The sequence below is a fragment of the Corynebacterium intestinale genome, assembly GCF_023574125.1.
In the GTDB taxonomy this organism is placed as follows: Bacteria; Actinomycetota; Actinomycetes; order Mycobacteriales; family Mycobacteriaceae; genus Corynebacterium; species Corynebacterium hesseae.
The window spans coordinates 268209-286456 of record NZ_JAMKFF010000002.1; the positions used below are offsets into that span (position 1 = coordinate 268209).

Sequence of the window (18248 nt, forward strand, 5' to 3'; positions counted from 1 at the left end):
TGGGTGGTTTTGTTCCAGGCGTTGCCGGCCGGGTTACGTACGTACTGATACCGAAAGTGAGGAAACCTGCTATGGGTTCTGTCATCAAGAAGCGCCGCAAGCGCATGTCCAAGAAGAAGCACCGCAAGATGCTGCGCCGCACCCGCGTTCAGCGTCGTAAGCTGGGCAAGTAAAGCTTCGCCTGCAACTCCCCGCATGGTCCTTTTTAGGATCGTGGCGGGGAGTTTCTGCTATCTATTCTCCTTTCTATCCGTCATTTCAGACGACCTCTCCGTCGTTTCACACGACGTCGTTTTAGACGACGGAGCCGCTTAGAACGGAATGTCTTCCTGCGGTGCGCTTGGAGTGTGGGGTTCCTTGGCAGCGGCCTGCGCTTCCTTAGCTTCCTGCTGGACAGCTTCCTCTTGGGCGCGCTCGCGGGTGGCCGTGATTTTCTGGGCTACCGTCTGTGCCCAACGCTTCGCTTTCTTTGCCAGCGGGCCGGTCGGCTCCGTCGTTGCCCACGTCCCATCCTCGTAGAGCCACACCATATCCCCGGTGTGTGGGTCCATGATGTAGTGCGCGCGCCCATCAGTCTTCATATTGTGATGGTGTTGGCACAGGCTGGCCAGGTTGCGCGGGTGCGTGGCGCCGCCGTCGGCATAGTTGATGCGGTGGTCCATCTGGCATAGGTAGGCGGGCCGGTTGCAGCCCGGTGCGCGGCAGGTGCCATCGCGGCCTTCCACATATTTGCGGATGAGCTCTGAAGCTATGTAGCTGGCTGATTCCGGCGGCTGGGAGGACAGGTCGCGCGTGCGTGTGGCGGGCATGTCCTGCGATGTCCATCCGTACCCTTGGATGAAGGTGGGAGCGTTGTCGATATCACTGGCTTGGTAGGTGTGCAGAATGATGGTCGCGGGCGGAGAGATGCTGCCGGCGATGAGCTTCTTTAGGGCATCAGCCTGCGAGAGCCCGTTCTCCTTCGCTGCCTGTTTGATGTAGCCATCCAGAATCATCCCCGTGGCACTGTCCGTATTGAGCTCAAGGATGCCGCGCTTGCCAGTATCGGTAAAAGTATAAGAGTCCTTCTTCGGCGAATCGCGGAAGGTAAAAGCTTTATTGATGCTCTTGCAAATATCGCGCACCTTGCGCCCAATCTGCGCCGGTGTAGGGAAGACCTGATTCGGGGAGGTGGGGGTGAAGTAATCGACCAGGGCATCGTCGATAAGCGCGAGCGTTTCCGGAGGTAGCTTGCCGAGCTTCGTCAGGGTGCGGTCGATGGTGATGAGTGCCTTCATGTCCAACAGAAACTGACTGTCCTGCAGGGCCTTGACCTGCGGTAGCTCCGTGAGGCGGTGCACGGCCAGGCAGCATTCACTCACGGTGTAGTCACCGACGCCAAGCTTGGCGACGAGCCTCTGGCACGCAACATCAAAATCCTCATCGAGCTCTGGCATGGCAGCTACCCAAGAGCGATAGTCCGCGCGGCGGGCGGCGCTGCGCTCCACGGCGAGGGCGCAGTCAGGGTTCATATGGGAAAAGTAGGCGGTTTGAGTGGCGGTGTTCACGGTGTCCCCCAGGTTTATGGTGTCGCTTGTATGTTCTACGCGCACTATAAAACACGCCCCGGACATCTACTATGACCTGGGGAATGTAGGTATTTCCTCGAGGTATTTGAGACATACAAGCGCCCTCTTTGCATCAGTGGGGAGTATTGTCTTCCGGCCCCACAGGCGTCCGCTGCGTACGTATGATGGCGAACTATGTTGCCTAGACTCTTGACCCTTGACAACCTGGTTATCTCACAGACAAAGTCCTTCATGCAGGATCAGTTCCTGATCGCCGATGAACAAGGCGTGCCCGTGGGCACCATCGTGCAGTCGTCGAGCATGAAGGACATGTTCTTCAATGCCTCCCGCAGCCTCGAGGTTGCCTTCACGGATGAGCAGGGCAATCCGCAGCAACCGCTCATGGTGATCAAGGATCCGCCGAACTTCGTGCGGGATACATATGAGGTGTATTTGCCGGGCGTCGAGAAGCCCATGGCAGTGGTGACCAAGAAGTTCTCCCTGCTAAAGACGCGCCTGACCTTGGAGATGGAAGGCTTCCCAGAGATTGAAATTGAAGGCGATGTCTGGGATTGGAATATCACGATTACCAGCCAGGGTCAGCCGCTGGCGGAGGTCCGCAACGAATGGTCAGGCGTGGGACGGTTCCTAGCCGGGAAGAATACCTACAAACTCAGCATCGCGCCGGGGCTCGACCCGCAGCAGCATGCGGGGCTCATCGGTGCGGTCATGTGCATGGATATGCTGCGCACCAAGCAGCAGAACAGTAGCTAGCGGCGCACCATGCGCCAGCTTCCATAGGAAAAGAGCGCGGTGGCCAGCGCCGGGAGGCCATAGGTGCGCACGGCCTTGCGCACGGAGCGGTAGTCGCGGATGAGCCAGCCTTTTTCCTCCGCGATATCGCGCAGCTTGGAATCCGGGTTAATGGCCACGGGGGTTCCCACCATGGAGAGCATCGGGACGTCGTTGGAGCTGTCGGAGTAGGCGGTGCAGCGCTCAAGGTCGAGGTTCTCCAAGGTAGCCAGTGCTGCCACGGCGTGCTTCTTGCCCGAGCCGTGGAGGATATCGCCCACGAGGCGGCCGGTGAAGCGGCCATCTTTTACTTCCGCCACGGTGCCGAGCGCACCCGTGAAACCGAAACGCTGCGCCAGAATCTGCGCCAGCTGCACGGGGGTTGCGGTAACCAGCCATACCTGCTGGCCGGCATCGAGGTGCATCTGGGCTAGCTGTTTCGTGCCCGGGTAGGCCTTGCGTGCCATGGATTGGTCCACGATGCTCTCGCACAGGGCCACCATCTCATCCACCGAGCGGCCCTTGACGAACTCGAGCGCCTGCACGCGCCCGGCGGCTACGTCCGCGGCATTCTCCGAACCGGAGACGCGGAATTTGAGCTGCTTCCACGCGATGGGAAGGATCTCAGAAAGCTTGAAGTAGCGGCGGCGCGCAAGCCCCAGCGCGAAGGCTACGAGCGAGGAGCCTTGGATCAACGTGTTATCCACGTCGAAGAAGGCGGCGGCGCCAACGTCCTGGGGGATGTCTGGGTCGGGCTCAGTGATGGAGCGTGAACCCGCCGATTCGAAGGATCCCCGGACGGAATCCACGCCAGAGGAAAACGCATCCAGGTCAATGCCAAAGAGATGTTCCACCGCCGCAGCTGCCGATGCCTCACCTGCCGCCCGCTGGTGCTCCTCACCCAGCGGGGCAAAGGCCTGTTGCTCCAAGAAGTTACGTAGGTTTCCCCTGCTTGCGGTCCAGTTGGCAAGGAACTCGCGGGGAGAATCGGGCATACCGGGAGGCAGGGGGAGGGGCACGAGTTCAGCTTTCATAGGGCGGGCAGACTAACGTGTCCATAGTAAACCGCGAACCGTTCTACGTCCTATCGAGGAGTTTCTATGTCCCACGTCGTCGAGCTGATGGTGCGTACTACGTGTGGCTCCTGCGCGCGAGTGCTCGAGCAGATTACTCCGGTGGTCCAGCAGGCTGGTGCGGAGCTTAACGTGCGCACGGTGGATGAGGATGCGGAGCTGGCCATGGAATATGGTGATCGCGTCCCCGTTGTAGTGATTGATGGGGAGGAATTCTCCTGTTGGGAAGTGGACAACGAGGAGCTAGCGCAGGCGCTGGCGCAGTAGTTTTCTTCGGCGTTCCCGCGAGTTTCGGAAACAAGCAGAAGGCTAGTAGTCTTTTGGATGATCTATGTCATCCAAAGGGATGATAAACAACTGGAGGGTAGTGCATGAGTGTGCTCGTCGTGGGCATGTCGCATCAGTCGGCGCCGGTGGCGCTGCTGGAAAAGCTGAGCATGGACGAGACCGTGCAGAACCATACGTGCCGGGCCATGGTGTCGGCAGGCTCGCTGAGCGAGGCGATGATTATCTCCACGTGCAACCGCCTGGAGGTCTACACCGTTACCAATTCCTTCCACACCGGCGTGCAGGATGTCGTGCGCAACCTCGCTGAAGTCTCCGGCGTGGGGGAGGAGGAACTGCGCTCCTACCTTTATGTTCGCTATGCCGACGCCGCCGCTGAGCACCTCATGATGGTGGCCTCGGGCTTGGACTCGATGGTGGTAGGTGAGCAGCAAATCATCGGTCAAGTCCGTACCGCCTATCAGTTCGCTGTCGAGCAGGGAACCGTCGGGCCGCGTATCCACGCGCTGGCCCAGTCCGCGCTGCGCACCGGCAAGCGGGTGCATTCCGAAACCGAGATCGATGAGGCGGGATCCTCCATGGTCTCTTTCGCTTTCGATCAGGCCCTGAGCCGCATGGGCACGGACGATCTCGACGGCAAGCGCGTGCTGATCTTGGGGGCGGGTGCAATGGCCTCGCTAGCGGCAACCCACGCGGGGCGCTTGGGAGCACACCTGGTTATTGCGAACCGCACCCTGGCGCGCGCCCAGCGCGTGGCGGAACATGCCCATGAAGCGGGCGTCTATGCGGACGTCGTTGAGTTCGCGCACCGCGCCCAGGCTTTGCACGATGTGGACATGGCGATTTCTGCCACGGGCGCCCAGGATTTCACCATTTCAGCGGCCGACGTCGAGCGTTACCACGTGGCCGACCGCGAGCTCATGCTCGTGGATCTCTCCTTGCCGCGCGATATCGATGATGCGGTAGCAGATGTCGAGGGGGTCGACCTCGTTAACATCGAGAGGCTGAGTAATTCTTTGCAGGCGGCCGATACTGACCTTGCCGCCGGCACCAGCCCCCACGCGCAGGCGCGGCGCATCGTCAATGAAGAGCTGGAAGCCTATGCTTCCGAGCAGCGCGTCCGCGACGTCGTCCCGGCGGTATCGGCGCTGCGCAAGCGGGCAGCGAACCTGGTTCAGTGCGAGGTAGCGCGGCTGGAGCAGAAGCACCCAGAGCTGGATGAGCGCCAGATGGGAGACATCAACCGTGCTCTCAAGCGCGTTGCAGATAAGCTGCTCCATGAGCCCACGGTTCGTGCGAAGAAGCTCGCAGCCAACTCCGGAACGGTGAGCCACGAGACCGCGCTGCAGGAACTCTTTGGGCTCCAGCTAGAGGGCAGCGGTGTGGCCATTGACGTGGCGGAGCTGCCGGATGCCGCGCAGATGGAAGCCGCGGAAAGCACTAAGGAAGAAAAGGACGCATAGATGTTGACGATCGGCACCCGAGGATCCCTCCTGGCCACCACGCAGTCGGGGCACGTGCAGGAGTGGCTGCAGCAGGCAGGCTATGAGGCAGAGCTGCACATCGTCACCACGCAGGGGGATGTCAACATGGCGCCCGTGGAGCGCATCGGCGTGGGCGTATTTACGCAGGCCCTGCGTGAGGCCGTTGCCCGCGGCGAGTGCGAGATCGCGGTGCACTCCTTCAAGGATCTGCCCACGGCTGCCGACGAACGCTTCGACCTTGTGGTTCCGCAGCGCCAGGACATCCGCGAAGCGCTTATCGCCCGCGATGGCCTGACCCTCAAGGAGCTGCCGGAGGGCGCACGCGTAGGTACCTCCGCGCCGCGCCGCATCAGCCAGTTGCGGGCGCTGCGCCCGGACCTTGACATTCGCCCACTTCGAGGCAATATCGATACCCGCATGGGCAAGGTCACCGGTGGCGAGCTCGACGCCGTCCTCCTGGCCTACGCCGGCCTCGTGCGCGCGGGCTATGCCGATCGCGCCACCGAGGTCTTCGACCCGGAGGTTTTCATGCCCGCCCCGGCACAGGGCGCGCTGGCCATCGAGGCAGTGAAGGGAACGGAGGCTGCACAGGCCATTGCCCTGCTTGCCGACGCCCCCGCCACCGCCGCCACCCGCGCCGAGCGCACCGTGCTCTCCCGGCTAGAAGCCGGCTGCACCGCGCCGGTTGCCGCGGTCTCTCACTGGGAAGGCGAGCAACTGGTCGTGCGCGGCGGAGTCTTCGCCCTCGATGGTTCTCGTCAGCTCATCGCTCAGGCCCAGGGCGAGGCCAGCGAGGCAGAAGAATTGGGGCGCGCGGTCTCCAAGGAGCTCTTCGCGCAGGGAGCTGCAGACCTCCTGGCAGCGGAGTAATCGCACGTAATTTTTGCTTTGGGGCCTTTTCCTTTAGTGTGTATCTAGCACACAATCATTGAGAGCAATGATTTAGGCCCCCTTAACTCGCGAGTGAGGGGCTTTCTTGTCTCCATTTCCCGCGCCCGCCACGCGTGGCGCCGGGGCACTCGGAATCCACAAACTAGAAAAGAACCTTATGAGCAATGCCGTGCCGGATACCCAGCCTGAGCTGGGTAAGTCTGATCTGGGCAAAGTCGTCTTCGTCGGTGCCGGCCCAGGTAACCCCGACCTGCTGACCGTTCGCGCCCGCGAGGTTCTGGAGACGACCGCCAACGTTGTGACCGACGCCGCCGTTTCACAAGGCGTGCGCGACATGGTGGCGCAGCAAGTGCCGGTTCCGCAGGAGCTTCTCGACGCCGCCGAGGAAGAGTACGAGCGTATCTGCGCCGCCGCAAAGGAAGCGGGCGCGCGCCGCAAGCCGCCACGCCCAGCCCCGCCGACGGCGGCGGTGTTTGAGGAGGTCGAGGGGGACGTCGTCAAGCAACTGCGTGCAGCACTCGAGCGCGCAGAGGGCCACGACGTGATCCGCCTGGTCACCGGAAACCCGCTCAACCGCGAGTCCATCAAGGCGGAAATCACCGCCGTGGCCAATGCGGGCATGGAATTCCAGGTGGTCCCGGGCATGTCCCTGCCTTCGACGGTTCCGTCTTTTGCAGGTATTGCTCTCGGTGCGACCTATACCGAGGCCGACATCACCGAAGGTGCGGATTGGGACGCGCTGGCCTCTGCGACGCAGCCGCTGGTTTTGCAGGCCACGGCAGATGACCTGCCGGTGATTTCCGCCGAGCTGGTGGAGCGCGGGATGCCCGCGGAGACGGAAGCCTACGTCACCGTCCACGGCACCACCCGCCTGCAGCGCACCCACGAGACCACTCTGGGCACGCTGGGCAAGCTCGACGCTGAGCTGCCGGGCGAACTCGTCGTCACGCTGGGCCGCAGCTTTGATGATCGCTCGAAGTACTCCTGGTGGGAGAACCGTTCGCTCTATGGCTGGCGCGTGCTCGTGCCGCGCACGAAGGAGCAGGCCGCGGCGATGAGCGCCCGCCTGGCTGGTCACGGCGCTATTCCGCAGTCGGTGCCCACCATCTCCGTGGAACCGCCGCGCAACCCGGCGCAGATGGACCGCGCTATCAAGGGCATCGTCGAAGGCCGCTACAAGTGGGTCGTGTTCACCTCCGTCAATGCGGTGAGCGCGGTGTGGAAGAAGATTGCGGAACTCGGCCTCGATGCCCGCGACTTCGCCGGTGTGCACCTGGCGGCAGTGGGGCAGAAGACCGCCGATGCGATTCGCGCCAAGGGCATGGTCCCGGAGCTTCTGCCGCCAGCGAGGAAGCAGAATGCCGAGGGCCTCGTGGAGGTCTTCCCCAACTACGTTGAGGACATCGACGCCGTGGGCCGCGTGTTGCTGCCGCGCGCTGATATCGCCGGCGAGACTCTGGTGAACGGTCTGTTGGACTTGGGCTGGGAAGTCGATGACGTGGTGGCCTACCGCACCGTGCGCGCGGCCCCGCCGGCGGCGGAGATCCGCGACATGATCAAGTCCGGTGGCTTCGATGCGGTGGCCTTTACCTCGCCGTCGACGGTGCGCAACCTCGTCGGCATCGCCGGCAAGCCCCATGCCCGGACCATCATCGCGTGCATCGGCCCCTCCACCAAGGCGGCGGCCGAGGAGGTGGGGCTGCGCGTGGACGTGGTCCCGGAGGTCGCGGATGTGCCGACGCTTGTCGACGCCCTCGCTGACCACGTCGCCGCCCTCCGCGCCGCCGGCAACCTGCCTGCTCCGCGCAAGAAGCGCCGCTCGCGCAAGAAGTCGGCGTCGACCACTGCTGGGAAGGCAGATTAGGGGCGACTAGAGTCGAGAAAGTACTTTAGATTTTCTCGTAGCTCAAAGGAGAGTTTTTACTCATGAGCATTGCTCGCCGCCCCCGCCGCCTGCGTCAGAACCCGGCTTTTAGGGACTTGGTTGCGGAAACGTCGCTGCGCCCCTCCGACCTCATCCTCCCGATGTTCGTCGTCGATGGTCTGGATGAAGCCCGCGAGATCCCCTCCATGCCGGGCGTGGCGCAGCACAGCTTGGATTCCCTCAAGCGCGCCGCCCACGAGGCACTTGACGCCGGCGTGACCTGCGTTGACCTTTTCGGTGTGCCGCGTGAGGAAGACAAGGATGCAACCGGCTCCGTGGCCTGGGACCCGCAGGGCATTCTCAACGTCGCGATTGCCGAGCTGCGCAAAGAGTTCGGCGATGACCTCATCGTGATGGCGGATACCTGCCTCGATGAGTTCACCTCGCACGGCCACTGCGGTGTGATCGATGACAAGGGCCGCGTGCTCAACGATGAAACCGTCGAGCTCTACCAGGACATGGCCCGCTCGCAGGCCCGCGCCGGTGCGCACATGGTCAGCCCCTCCGGCATGATGGACGGCCAGATTGCCGCCATCCGCGAGGCCCTCGATGAGGCCGGCCACGAGGACGTTGCCATCATGGCTTACTCGGCCAAGTACGCCTCCTCCTTCTTTGGTCCCTTCCGCGATGCGGTGGGTTCCTCCTTGGAGGGCGACCGCCGCACCTACCAGCAGGACCCACGCAACTTCCGCGAGTCCATGCTGGAGGTGGACCTGGACATCGAGGAAGGCGCGGACATCGTCATGGTGAAGCCCGGCCTGCCGTACCTCGACGTGTTGGCCGGTGCCGTGGAGCGCTCCTCCGTGCCGGTAGCCGTGTACCAGGTGTCCGGCGAGTATGCGATGATTCAGGCAGCCGCCCAGAACGGGTGGATCGATGGTGAGGCCGTTATGCTGGAGTCCTTGACCGCGTTCAAGCGCGCGGGCGCGGACCAGATCCTGACGTACTTCGCCACGGACGCCGCCCGCTTGCTCAAGTAAAAGGAGAATCGTGACGTTCAGCCCGAACACGGCTTCGTCGGCGCAGAAGCCGGTGAAGCAGGACAAGGAGCCGGATAAGGAGAAGGCCACTCGCACCGAAGCCGTTTCCCTCATGCTCAAGTTGTGGGCCGTTGCCTTGGTGTTTGAGGTGGTGCACCTAGTCCTGAGCATCGTGCTGACCCTGTTGAATAGGGACGAGCTCTTTGCCCAGGCGCGCACCACCGCGGAGTCCGCAGCGGAAAAGTCCGGGCAGGACGTCAGCGATGCCCTCGTGCAGCTCGTGGGCTATGGCTCGGTGGCGTTCAGTTCGCTGATATCGCTCGCCATCGTCGTCCTGCTGGGCATCATGCTGGGCTTAATCCACAAGAACTCCTCGGCGGCCGGCACCGGCCGCCGCCTGTGGTTCGCCTTCTCCCTCTACTTCGCCTTCCGCGTGCTCATCGTCTTCATGAGCAGCCCCGCTGGGGCGAGCGTTCCGGACTGGCTGTTCGTTCTCGATGGCGGTGTGCAGATCCTCGTCGGCGTGGCCGCCGTCATGGGCTTGATCTTCTCCTCCAAGGAAGAAGTTCTTGAGTACACCGGCGAGATGGAACAGATGCGCCAGATGCGCAAGGAGATGGAAGAGCAGCGCCGCCAGGAAAACCTTGAGGAGCGCGAGAAGAAAAACAAGGACAAGGAGAAAGAAAGAGACAAGGACGGCGAACGATGAATGACCGCCCCGGCCCCGCGGACTATAACCGCCGCCCGCGCCGCCCCAAGAAGCAGGGCGAGCAGGATCTTTCCACCTGGCCTTCCCAGTTGCGCATCTCCTATTGGGTCTTTGTGGTTGCCGCCGTTGTGATGTTGACCGCCGGAATGGTGGGGCTTTTTGGCTCCTATGGCTCGGTGACCAACCCCGAACTCAGCCCAGAGCAGGTGGGCTATATCCGTTTCAATACGCGCTTTGCTGCCATTTCTCATGTGGTGAGCGCTGTCATCATTGCGGCGTGCTCCGCGCAGTTGGCAAACGGTTCGGTGTGGGCGCGCCGCATCATTACCGCGGTTTCCGCCTATGCCATGTTCGTCAGCATAGCGGCGCTGATTGCCGGCGTGGGCGGGCTGCTCTTGTTGCTCATTCCGATGGCGCTCATGGTGGGAATCTTCTTCCTCTTTCATCCAGACTCGACGGCGTTCATTAAGGCCCGTCGGGCGCAGAATTCCTGATTGGCGCCCACTCCAACTTTTGATTCATAATGGACGGTATGTCTCGTCTGTCTGATGCGCCGCTGATTGCTGCCGCTACTGGTCATACGCCCTCCCGTCCACCCGTCTGGTTCATGCGCCAGGCGGGGCGTTCTTTGCCGGAGTACCGCAAGGTCCGTGAGGGAATCAGCATGCTGGATTCCTGCTTCATGCCGGAGCTGCTGGCGGAGATTACCCTGCAGCCAGTGCGCCGCCACGACGTTGACGCGGCCATCTTGTTCAGCGATATCGTCGTCCCGCTCAAGGCTGCGGGCGTCGGCGTGGAAATCGTCCCTGGGCGCGGCCCAGTCATGGAAGCGCCCGTGCGCAGCAAGGAGGATGTGGCGAACCTGCCTATCCTCGACGTCGACGTGCCCGAGGTGCGCCAGGGCATTGAGATCATTCTGAACGAGCTCACCGATAAGCAGGCTCTCATCGGTTTTGTCGGCGCGCCTTTCACTTTGGCCAGCTACCTCATTGAGGGCGGCCCCTCGAAGAATCATGAGCGCACCAAGGCCCTGATGCATTCCGAGCCAGATACCTGGCACCAGCTCATGGAGCGCCTGACCCCGACGATCATCTCTTTCCTTCAGCTCCAGCTGGAGGCGGGCATCGATGCGATGCAACTCTTTGATTCCTGGGCGGGCTACCTCAACGAGCGCGACTACCGCGAGTTCGTTCTGCCTTATTCAACGCAGATCCTTAAGGCCGCGGAGGGCCGCGTGCCGCGCATTCACTTCGGCGTGGGAACCGGCGAGTTGCTCGGCGCGATGTCGGAGGCCGGTTCGGAGGTCATGGGCGTGGATTACCGCGTGAGCATGGATGCTGCCGCGGCACGCGTCGATGCAGACATCCTGCAGGGCAACCTTGATCCAGCCTTGCTCTTTGCCGGCGAGGAGGCGGTGCGCCAGGGCGTGCACACCATCAAGGCAGAGGTCGCCCGCGCAAGGGAGCGTGGCGACGTGAAGGGACACATCTGGAACCTCGGCCACGGGGTTCTGCCGACTACCGACGCCGACGCCATCACCCGCGCCGTCGCCATCATCCACGAGGAGGGCTAAATGAAAATCGCGATCATTGGTGCTGGACTGGCGGGACTCACCGCCGCGTGGGAACTCAAGCACAACACTGAGGGCTCCCATGAGGTTTATGTTTTCGAGGCGGCCGATCGCATCGGCGGCAAGCTGCACACCGTGGCTTTCAACGGCGGCCCCACGGACATGGGCGCGGAGGCCTTCATCCGCCGCCGCCAAGATGCCGTGGACTTCTTCACGGAGCTGGGCTTGGAGGATTCCTTCGTGGAACCCAACAGTCAGCTGCGCCCCCGCGTGTATACCGGCGGCGAGCTGCACTTCTTGCCACAGGGCGGTGTCATGGGTATTCCTTCCGCGCCGCAGGACTTCTTCTCCGCTGCCACCAATGAGCGCATCACCAACGAGCAGCCCTTTGAGTGGGAAGTCGGCGGGGATGTCTCCGTGGGCAAGCTCGTGCGCCAGCAATACGGCGATGACGTGGTGGACCACGTGGTCTCCGCGCTCCTCGGCGGTGTGTACTCCTGTACGGCCGATGACCTGGGCCTCCGCGCCACGGTTCCGCACCTAGCGGCCACGCTGGACTCGCTGGCGAAAGAGGGCCCGGTAACCCTGTCGGCGGCAATCAAACAGATCGAGTCCGGCCGCAGCCCGGCCGAAGGCTCCGTCTTCGGCACCTTCAAGGGCGGCTATGCCGAGCTCTACGAGGCCCTGGCTGAGAAGTCCGGCGCGCAGATTCACCTGGACACCTTCGTCTCCGGAGTGACGCGCAAGGGCGATGCCTTTGAAGTCAAGGGCGCGCCGGGGGATATCGGCCCCTTCGACCGCGTGCTCTTTGCCACCCCGGCACCTACGACCGCGCGCCTGCTCAAGGCTGTTGCCCCTGAGGCTGCTCAGGAACTGTCCACCGTCCAGCTGGCTTCCTCGGTGGTCGTCGGCTTCAACTTCGCCTCCGCCACGGATCCGGAGGGCAACTCCCTTCCGGAGGCCACTGGCATCCTCGTTGCCTCCGACGAACCAGACGTGCGCGCCAAGGCTTTCACGCTCTCCTCTAACAAGTGGCCGCACTTGGGCGAGCGCGAGGGCTTCCTCGTGCGTGCCTCCTTCGGCCGCTTCGGCGATGACGCCCTCGTGCGTGCGGAGGAAGATGACCTGGTGGACTATGCCCTCGATGACCTGCAGAAGATCACCGGCTTCGACGGCCGCGCCGCCGGCGTGGAGGAGATCTACACGCAGCGCTGGTTCGGCGGCATCCCCCGCTATGACGAAAAGCACCTGGCTACCGTTGCCGCCGTGCGTGCCGCGCTTGCCGACGTCCCCGGTATCGCCACCGCCGGCGCTTGGGCCGATGGAGTCGGCGTGCCCGCCGTCATCGCCGGCGCCCGCGCTGCCGCGCAGGCACTCGTCAGCTAGCCCGCTGTCGGCGCCTGCCTTTTGTCAGATGTCTTCAGCTGGTCGATGGAGTTACGTAGTCGCTCTGCATTGCGAGGGGAACGCAGAAGGTATTCCGTTTCACGGAGCGAGTTGTAGTCATCCATGGAAACGGTCGTTGTGAGGTTGAGCTGCTCGCACACGTGCTCGTCGTGGCTGACCAGGATGAATGCCCCGCGGTAGCTCGTGAGCACCTCAATCAGCCAATCGGTGGTGGGGATATCGAGGTTGTTTGTCGGTTCGTCGAGAAGCAGAAAGCGCGGGGCTGGGTCGCTGAGCAAGACGCGGGCGATTTCGACGCGGAAGCGCTCGCCACCAGAAAGCTGGCCCACTGGCTGGTGGATCTTGTCGTTGATAAAGAGCATTTGGGCCAGCTGGTCGCGCAGGAACTGCGGGTCCGCGTTGGGGTTGGCCTCCCGCACGATGTCGAGCACCGACTTCTCCTCAGGCAGGACGATGCGTTGGCGGATGTATCCGCAGGGCAGCGCGTACTCGACGTCGCCGCGGGCGATGCGGTTGAGGAAGGTGGTCTTGCCGCTGCCGTTGGGCCCGGCGAGGCGAACACGCTCAGGGCCAGTAATGCTGAGCAGATCGCTGACCAGCACGCGGGTGCCCACGGGCAGCTCAGTGCCGGGGAGGTCGATGTGGACATGGGTGTCGTCGCGAAGCGCGCGCTGTGCCTTGTCATGAGCCGACAGGGCGGCAGCCACTGCATCGTTGGCCTGTTGAGAACGCCCAGCGGCCGAGCGCTCAGAACGGTTCTTGTCCAAGCCCATGGCCATGCCGGGTTTGCGCTTCGAGGCGGCGAAGTTCTTGCCGCGGCGGGCATCGCGCGCAATGCGGGTCTGCATGGCGGCGCGCTCGCGGATTTGTTTGCGGTGTTCGGCCTTGGTCTCTCGGACCTTGGCCTGCGCGGAATCCTGCTCGGCATCAATCGCTGCGTGGTAGGAGGAGTAGTTTCCCTCGAACTCGCGAAGTGTTCCGTGGTAGAGCTCCGCAATGCTATCCGCGTGCGCGAGGAGCTCGCGGTCGTGTGAGACGACGAGAACCGGCATCGGCGCGGTGCGAATGAGCTCGAGCAGGCGCTGGCGCGATTCGGAGTCCAGGTTGTTGGTGGGCTCGTCGAGGATGAGGACATCCGGCTTGCGGAAGAATGCGGCGGTCAGCGCCACGGTCACGGCTTCACCACCCGACAATGTGCCGATAGTGCGATCCAGCGGGAAGGGGATACCCGCAGCGTCGAGAGCCGCTTCGATGCGCTCTGCCAAATCCCACTGCTCACCAACAGTGGCGGCGAGCTCTTCCGAGTATTCGCCAGCCTCAATGCGGGCAATGGCGTTGAGGACTTCGGTCGCGCCAAAGACATCGGCGATGGTGCTAGACGTATGGAGGCCTAAATCCTGGTCGACATAGAGGACTGAGCCCGCGGATACCGTTCCCGAAGTCGGGGCAATGAGGCCAGCAAGGACCTTGGCCAACGATGACTTTCCGGAACCATTCGCCCCGACCAGTCCGGTGAAGTTGGAGGAAAACGTACCGGTGAGGTCCGTGAAACAAGGGGTGCCGTCGGGCCAAACGACGGTGAGATGAGAAAAAGAAATAGGCATGAAGAAATCCACCTTCGAGTAAGTCGTGTAAAAAGTGTGACGTCGAATTAGGAAAAAATCTTCATGCCCGAAAGACTAGCCCGGCTAATACCCCAGCGCAAGGGCCGCCACACCAAGACCGAGGGCGCCGCGGGCAATGTAGTGCAGCACCTCGGGGGAGAAGGAGACACCGAAGCCGCCGCTGTCCAGCATGGACATGCTGTCTACCTGTGCCGGGCGGGAACGCTTAAACGACGCCCAGCTAAGACCGGCGATGATGAGCACCACTGCGATGGCGGAGAGCTTCCACACCAAGAGGAGGACACCAGCACCAAGGAGCGCCGTGCCCACTGAAGCGATAAGGGGAAGGCCCCAGTCGGGCCATGCATCGTCGCTGACGCGGCCGAAGGAGGCAGCGCGCCCAACCGCCGCGCCGACGATGCTCCACGCGGACATGAATCCGACGATAGCCAGCGCCCCGAGCTGTGGGGCGAACCCCAACGTCAAGCCGAGGGCTGCGAGCGCACCGACGCCGATGTACCACCGTCGTCCCAGACGACGGAAGAAGAGACCCGTCAACGTGGAGGGCGCATGGGTGCGACGAGGAATCCAGGCGGACTGGCTCGCAATGGCATCAGAGGTGACCTCCGAATCAAGCAGACCAAGGCCGGATCCACCGACCAGGCGCGTATGCCCAGCGCTGAGAAGCGAAGCCAGCGTGAACGAGCGCCACCCCACGACGAAACGCAGGGCCGGGACTGTCAGCGCGAACCACGGGGATAGCCCGGTGGACACGCAGATGCCGAGACCTAAGACCCCGAACCCGATCAGCTGCGTCCATGTGATCCAGTCGGTACCGCGGAGTTTGCCGTGTGGGCGATCAACGTACACCCAACGTTCCCGGGAGAGCGCCCGTAGGGGATAAAGAGTCTCGGCGAACATGATGAGAGCGAGCAGTCCCACGATGCCGGCAATAGGAGCGACACCAGTCAGCGTGATGCGCGCCGGGATGATAGGCACGACGGCGCTGACTTCTTGCCATCCTGTGTAGCCGAAGCCGATGACGATACCGGCGAGGATGAGATACCAAATGCCATCACCTAGCCGGGATAGCGTGCGCATCACAGCTGCACCACCTCGTCGCAGGCCTGGGTGATCGTGTCGGAATGCGTGGCCACGACGATGCAGCGATTCTCCTCGTCGGCTAGGTAGCGCAATTCGCTTGCGAGGAACTCAGTCCAGGTGGCGTCGAGGTGGCGCTCGGGCTCGTCGATAAGCACTGCGCGCGCCGGCTGGTACAGCTGTGCGGCCAGGAACACGCGCTGGCGCTGGCCTGAGGACAGGCGCGAGGCGGGGTGAGGGAGGAGAGGCTCAAGCGCCCAGAGTTCGCAGAGCTTGGCGACGTCCACCCCTGTCGCCTTTCCTATCAAGTCCAGGTGCTCGCCCACGGTGAGGTCGGGGAGGAAAACCGGCTCAGCCACCGTAAGTACAGCACCCGGTTGCTCCTTCGTGCCGACGGGATGGCCGTCGCACTCCACTGAGCCTTCGAGAGGCGCAAGCTCACCGCCGAGCGTGGCTAGCAACGTGGATTTACCTGAACCGTTGGGCCCAGCGAGGCCATAGATGCGGCCTGGGGCGAAGTCCTTCTCAAGATGTCCAAGGGGCGTGGAATGCCCATAATCGGCGTCGATGGAAAGCATTGCTGGGCGGCGTGCTCCTTACATTGGGCGGCTAGACAATAGTTAAAACTTATTTATGAAGTTTAGCAAAATGCACGCCCCGAACGTTCTTTTCGAGGTGGGAAACACCCTTGGGATTGGTGTCATGAGCTGCTAAAATGAGAGAAAATGTAGTTGAAAACTCGGGAGGATAGCAATGTCGGAGCCTGTTCAAATTGAAAGCAGTAGTAGCGACCGTGATCCGTTAGCGTTGAGCGATGCTGCGCTGCGTCTAGCAGGCCACGATGTGACTGATGAGTACGTGCGCCAGCTGGGCCGCGAGGTGGCTGCAGGGACATTATCTGCCGACGAAGCTATCGCTCGTGTTCGGCGAGCTTCGCTGAAATAGAGCGCGGGGGAGAAACATGAGCGGGGGCTGGGAGAGCTATTTCATTCCAGGGACCAAGGTTCTGAAGAATCGCTTGGGGTTAGATGACGCAGAAGAACTACGGATCTTGGAAGAAAAGCTTGTATTTCTTCGGATAACCGAGTTGGAGTCGGCACCTGTGGAAGGTGCTTTTGACTACGCGCACTTCAAGGCTATACATCGACATCTTTTTCAGGATGTGTATGACTGGGCGGGTGAAGAGCGGACTGCCCCTACAGACCAGTTCATGATTAAGGCTGGGCATGCCTACTATCCGGCGGGGCCGGAAATGACGAAGGCAGCAGAGAAGCTGTTTGCGGGGCTGGCGAAGGATGATTTTCTGCGTGGCCTAGAGATTGATGAGTTTGTGACCAAGCTGGCGGAGCTGTGGGGCGAGCTCAATGTGGTGCATAGTTTTAGGGAAGGCAATACCCGTACGCAGACGGTGTTCTTTGATGCGCTGGTTACGGCGGCAGGATACCAACTTAATGTGGAGCGGCTAGCGAGTGATAGCCGCGTACGCGCGGAGTTTATTGCCGCGCGCTTTCACAGCCAGGACACGGGGGATAACGCGCAGCTGGAGGAGGTGCTGCGCGGGCTCGTCGGAAAGCGCAGTGCCTAGCTCTCGAGGCTAGCCCTTGTTGCGGAAGACGAAGATGGAGGAGAAGTCCTGGTCGCCGTGGCCCATGGCCTGCTGTTCCTCAAAGCGCTCGATGGCGGCGGCCACTGCAGGCAGCGGCTTGTTGGCGGTCATCTCCATGAGCTTGGCGTCCTTGCACAGGGCATCCACGGTGAAGTCACCCGGAGTGGTGTTGCGCTCGCCGGTGATGAACGGGCCCTTCATGTTCTTCATGAAGGCCAGGCCGGTGATGTCGAGCATCTCGAGGATGACCTCGGAATCGAGGCCCTCGGACTCGCCGAGGTGGAGTGCTTCCAGCACGCCCTCCGCGGTAACGGCAAGTGCTAGGTTGGCCAGGAGCTTGCCAATCGCCGCGGTGGCGGCGGACTCCACGCCGATGAGCTTGTTCTCATCGGCCCACGGCTCGGCGATGGTCATGGCGAGCTCGCGGCGGTCGTCGTCAGGCGTGCCCACGTAAACGCCGAGCTTGCCTTCGCGTGCTGGGCCTAGCGAGCCGACGACGGGCGCGTGGACATAAGAGTCGACCGCGGCAGCGAATTCGCGGGCGGCATCGGGGGAGACGGTCGTGGTATCGATCCAGGTCACGCCCTCCGGGATGAGGTTGGCGTCAATGACTCGCTCACGGATGTCATCGGGGCCAAAGAGCGAGGTAATGATGACCTCTGCGCCCTCTACGGCGGCGGTGGGCGAATCGGCGAGGGTAGCGCCGGACTCGACCAGCGGCTGCGCGCGCTCGGCGGTGCGGTTCCAAACGGTGAGCTCATGGTTCTTGAGGAGGTGTCGGGCGAGCTCAGTGCCCATGCGGCCAGTACCTAGGAATGCAATCTTCATGCCGCCCAGTGTGCCATTATTGTGGGCAGGCTCGCCGCGATTTATGCGAGCCCCGGACGAGGGAGCCGTACCCGGTGACGCGACAAGACGGCCAGAAAGGGCTGGCCATGTCGTGGTTTGTGTTGATTTTCTCCGGCGCCTTTGAGGCTGTGTGGGCAGCGGCGCTGGATAAGTCGGAGGGCTTTAGCCGCCTGTGGCCCTCGGTGGTCTTTTTCGTTGCCTGTGCCATTTCGATGGGCGGGTTGGGCTGGGCCATGAAGTCCATCCCCGTGGGCACGGCCTATGCGGTGTGGGCTGGCGTGGGCGCGGTGGTTACCGTCATCTATTCCTTCGCCGCCGGGCACGAGGCGGCAACCGTCTGGAAGGTGCTGTTCCTCGCCATGATCATTGGTGGGATCGTGGGCCTGAAGGTGGTGCATTAGGAGGCGTCGTCGTTTGAAACGACGA

At 62.6% G+C, this 18248-nt stretch carries 19 protein-coding genes and 1 riboswitch; of the genes, 13 read left to right on the top strand and 6 right to left on the bottom strand.

Annotated features, from left to right (window positions below; all coding sequences use genetic code 11):
• Positions 1-71 precede the first annotated feature (71 nt).
• Positions 72-173: a 30S ribosomal protein bS22 gene (locus tag M5J06_RS04205; RefSeq protein WP_003855542.1), complete on the top strand. Its 102-nt coding sequence runs from the start codon at positions 72-74 to the stop codon at positions 171-173.
• 138 nt (positions 174-311) lie between these two features.
• On the opposite strand, the gene M5J06_RS04210 is transcribed toward M5J06_RS04205, so the two are convergent.
• Complete coding sequence (locus M5J06_RS04210) at positions 312-1547, bottom strand: HNH endonuclease signature motif containing protein (protein ID WP_083306441.1); 1236 nt, start codon at positions 1545-1547, stop codon at positions 312-314.
• Between the two features lie 195 nt (positions 1548-1742).
• On the opposite strand from M5J06_RS04210, the gene M5J06_RS04215 reads away from it, so the two are divergent.
• On the top strand, positions 1743-2321 hold the full coding sequence (locus M5J06_RS04215; protein WP_070521105.1) for an LURP-one-related/scramblase family protein: 579 nt from the start codon (positions 1743-1745) through the stop codon (positions 2319-2321).
• Here M5J06_RS04215 and M5J06_RS04220 read toward each other — a convergent pair.
• Positions 2318-3373, bottom strand: coding sequence for an HAD-IB family hydrolase (locus M5J06_RS04220; RefSeq protein WP_230310910.1), 1056 nt, complete (start codon positions 3371-3373; stop codon positions 2318-2320). The genes M5J06_RS04215 and M5J06_RS04220 overlap by 4 nt on opposite strands.
• Before the next feature lie 66 nt (positions 3374-3439).
• Here M5J06_RS04220 and M5J06_RS04225 point away from each other — a divergent pair, with 66 nt between their 5' ends.
• The 9 genes from M5J06_RS04225 (at position 3440) to M5J06_RS04265 (ending at position 12641) form a co-directional block, all read left to right on the top strand.
• Complete coding sequence (locus tag M5J06_RS04225) at positions 3440-3679, top strand: glutaredoxin family protein (protein ID WP_070533963.1); 240 nt, start codon at positions 3440-3442, stop codon at positions 3677-3679.
• A 104-nt stretch (positions 3680-3783) separates the two neighbouring features.
• On the top strand, positions 3784-5160 hold the full coding sequence (locus M5J06_RS04230; protein ID WP_154736755.1) for a glutamyl-tRNA reductase: 1377 nt from the start codon (positions 3784-3786) through the stop codon (positions 5158-5160).
• A complete protein-coding gene (gene hemC, locus M5J06_RS04235) occupies positions 5161-6051 on the top strand; it encodes a hydroxymethylbilane synthase (RefSeq protein ID WP_070533958.1) in 891 nt (296 codons plus the stop codon).
• 178 nt (positions 6052-6229) lie between these two features.
• Positions 6230-7936: a bifunctional uroporphyrinogen-III C-methyltransferase/uroporphyrinogen-III synthase gene (locus M5J06_RS04240; protein WP_250224045.1), complete on the top strand. Its 1707-nt coding sequence runs from the start codon at positions 6230-6232 to the stop codon at positions 7934-7936.
• Between the two features lie 62 nt (positions 7937-7998).
• Positions 7999-8976, top strand: a complete 978-nt coding sequence (hemB, locus tag M5J06_RS04245) for a porphobilinogen synthase (RefSeq protein WP_250224046.1) — start codon at positions 7999-8001, stop codon at positions 8974-8976.
• 10 nt (positions 8977-8986) lie between these two features.
• A complete protein-coding gene (locus M5J06_RS04250) occupies positions 8987-9685 on the top strand; it encodes a hypothetical protein (RefSeq protein ID WP_250224047.1) in 699 nt (232 codons plus the stop codon).
• A complete protein-coding gene (locus M5J06_RS04255) occupies positions 9682-10179 on the top strand; it encodes a tellurium resistance protein TerC (RefSeq protein ID WP_070521085.1) in 498 nt (165 codons plus the stop codon). Before M5J06_RS04250 ends, M5J06_RS04255 begins: the two co-directional genes overlap by 4 nt.
• A gap of 38 nt (positions 10180-10217) precedes the next feature.
• A complete protein-coding gene (hemE, locus tag M5J06_RS04260) occupies positions 10218-11258 on the top strand; it encodes a uroporphyrinogen decarboxylase (protein WP_250224048.1) in 1041 nt (346 codons plus the stop codon).
• Entirely contained in the window at positions 11259-12641 is a 1383-nt protein-coding gene (locus tag M5J06_RS04265; protein ID WP_250224049.1) for a protoporphyrinogen oxidase, read from the top strand.
• Here the strand turns inward: M5J06_RS04265 and M5J06_RS04270 are convergent.
• The 3 genes from M5J06_RS04270 to M5J06_RS04280 form a co-directional block, all read right to left on the bottom strand.
• Positions 12638-14266, bottom strand: coding sequence for an ATP-binding cassette domain-containing protein (locus M5J06_RS04270; RefSeq protein WP_250224050.1), 1629 nt, complete (start codon positions 14264-14266; stop codon positions 12638-12640). The genes M5J06_RS04265 and M5J06_RS04270 overlap by 4 nt on opposite strands.
• An 84-nt stretch (positions 14267-14350) precedes the next feature.
• Complete coding sequence (locus M5J06_RS04275; RefSeq protein WP_250224051.1) at positions 14351-15367, bottom strand: ABC transporter permease; 1017 nt, start codon at positions 15365-15367, stop codon at positions 14351-14353.
• Positions 15367-15945 carry an ABC transporter ATP-binding protein gene (locus tag M5J06_RS04280; protein WP_070533938.1) on the bottom strand — a complete coding sequence of 193 codons (579 nt, stop codon included), beginning with the start codon at positions 15943-15945 and terminating at the stop codon, positions 15367-15369. Before M5J06_RS04280 ends, M5J06_RS04275 begins: the two co-directional genes overlap by 1 nt.
• 383 nt (positions 15946-16328) lie before the next feature.
• Between M5J06_RS04280 and M5J06_RS04285 the strand changes: the two genes are divergently transcribed.
• Positions 16329-16952 carry a Fic/DOC family protein gene (locus M5J06_RS04285; protein ID WP_070533937.1) on the top strand — a complete coding sequence of 208 codons (624 nt, stop codon included), beginning with the start codon at positions 16329-16331 and terminating at the stop codon, positions 16950-16952.
• A gap of 9 nt (positions 16953-16961) precedes the next feature.
• Here the strand turns inward: M5J06_RS04285 and M5J06_RS04290 are convergent, their stop codons facing one another.
• Complete coding sequence (locus M5J06_RS04290; RefSeq protein WP_070533936.1) at positions 16962-17801, bottom strand: NAD(P)-dependent oxidoreductase; 840 nt, start codon at positions 17799-17801, stop codon at positions 16962-16964.
• 25 nt (positions 17802-17826) lie between these two features.
• A riboswitch (guanidine-III (ykkC-III) riboswitch) is annotated at positions 17827-17897 on the top strand.
• A gap of 11 nt (positions 17898-17908) precedes the next feature.
• Here M5J06_RS04290 and M5J06_RS04295 point away from each other — a divergent pair.
• A complete protein-coding gene (locus M5J06_RS04295; RefSeq protein ID WP_046647795.1) occupies positions 17909-18223 on the top strand; it encodes a DMT family transporter in 315 nt (104 codons plus the stop codon).
• The last annotated feature ends 25 nt before the right edge of the window (positions 18224-18248 follow it).

Bases quoted from the DNA above. Each gene is read 5' to 3' on its own strand.
- M5J06_RS04280 (WP_070533938.1), bottom strand. From the start codon at position 15,945: ATGCTTTCCATCGACGCCGATTATGGGCATTCCACGCCCCTTGGACAT.
- M5J06_RS04265 (WP_250224049.1), top strand. From the start codon at position 11,259: ATGAAAATCGCGATCATTGGTGCTGGACTGGCGGGACTCACCGCCGCG.
- M5J06_RS04295 (WP_046647795.1), top strand. From the start codon at position 17,909: ATGTCGTGGTTTGTGTTGATTTTCTCCGGCGCCTTTGAGGCTGTGTGG.
- hemE (WP_250224048.1), top strand. From the start codon at position 10,218: ATGTCTCGTCTGTCTGATGCGCCGCTGATTGCTGCCGCTACTGGTCAT.
- M5J06_RS04220 (WP_230310910.1), bottom strand. From the start codon at position 3,373: ATGAAAGCTGAACTCGTGCCCCTCCCCCTGCCTCCCGGTATGCCCGAT.
- M5J06_RS04205 (WP_003855542.1), top strand. From the start codon at position 72: ATGGGTTCTGTCATCAAGAAGCGCCGCAAGCGCATGTCCAAGAAGAAG.
- hemB (WP_250224046.1), top strand. From the start codon at position 7,999: ATGAGCATTGCTCGCCGCCCCCGCCGCCTGCGTCAGAACCCGGCTTTT.
- M5J06_RS04240 (WP_250224045.1), top strand. From the start codon at position 6,230: ATGAGCAATGCCGTGCCGGATACCCAGCCTGAGCTGGGTAAGTCTGAT.
- M5J06_RS04255 (WP_070521085.1), top strand. From the start codon at position 9,682: ATGAATGACCGCCCCGGCCCCGCGGACTATAACCGCCGCCCGCGCCGC.
- M5J06_RS04275 (WP_250224051.1), bottom strand. From the start codon at position 15,367: ATGCGCACGCTATCCCGGCTAGGTGATGGCATTTGGTATCTCATCCTC.
- hemC (WP_070533958.1), top strand. From the start codon at position 5,161: ATGTTGACGATCGGCACCCGAGGATCCCTCCTGGCCACCACGCAGTCG.
- M5J06_RS04215 (WP_070521105.1), top strand. From the start codon at position 1,743: ATGTTGCCTAGACTCTTGACCCTTGACAACCTGGTTATCTCACAGACA.
- M5J06_RS04225 (WP_070533963.1), top strand. From the start codon at position 3,440: ATGTCCCACGTCGTCGAGCTGATGGTGCGTACTACGTGTGGCTCCTGC.
- M5J06_RS04290 (WP_070533936.1), bottom strand. From the start codon at position 17,801: ATGAAGATTGCATTCCTAGGTACTGGCCGCATGGGCACTGAGCTCGCC.
- M5J06_RS04230 (WP_154736755.1), top strand. From the start codon at position 3,784: ATGAGTGTGCTCGTCGTGGGCATGTCGCATCAGTCGGCGCCGGTGGCG.
- M5J06_RS04270 (WP_250224050.1), bottom strand. From the start codon at position 14,266: ATGCCTATTTCTTTTTCTCATCTCACCGTCGTTTGGCCCGACGGCACC.
- M5J06_RS04285 (WP_070533937.1), top strand. From the start codon at position 16,329: ATGAGCGGGGGCTGGGAGAGCTATTTCATTCCAGGGACCAAGGTTCTG.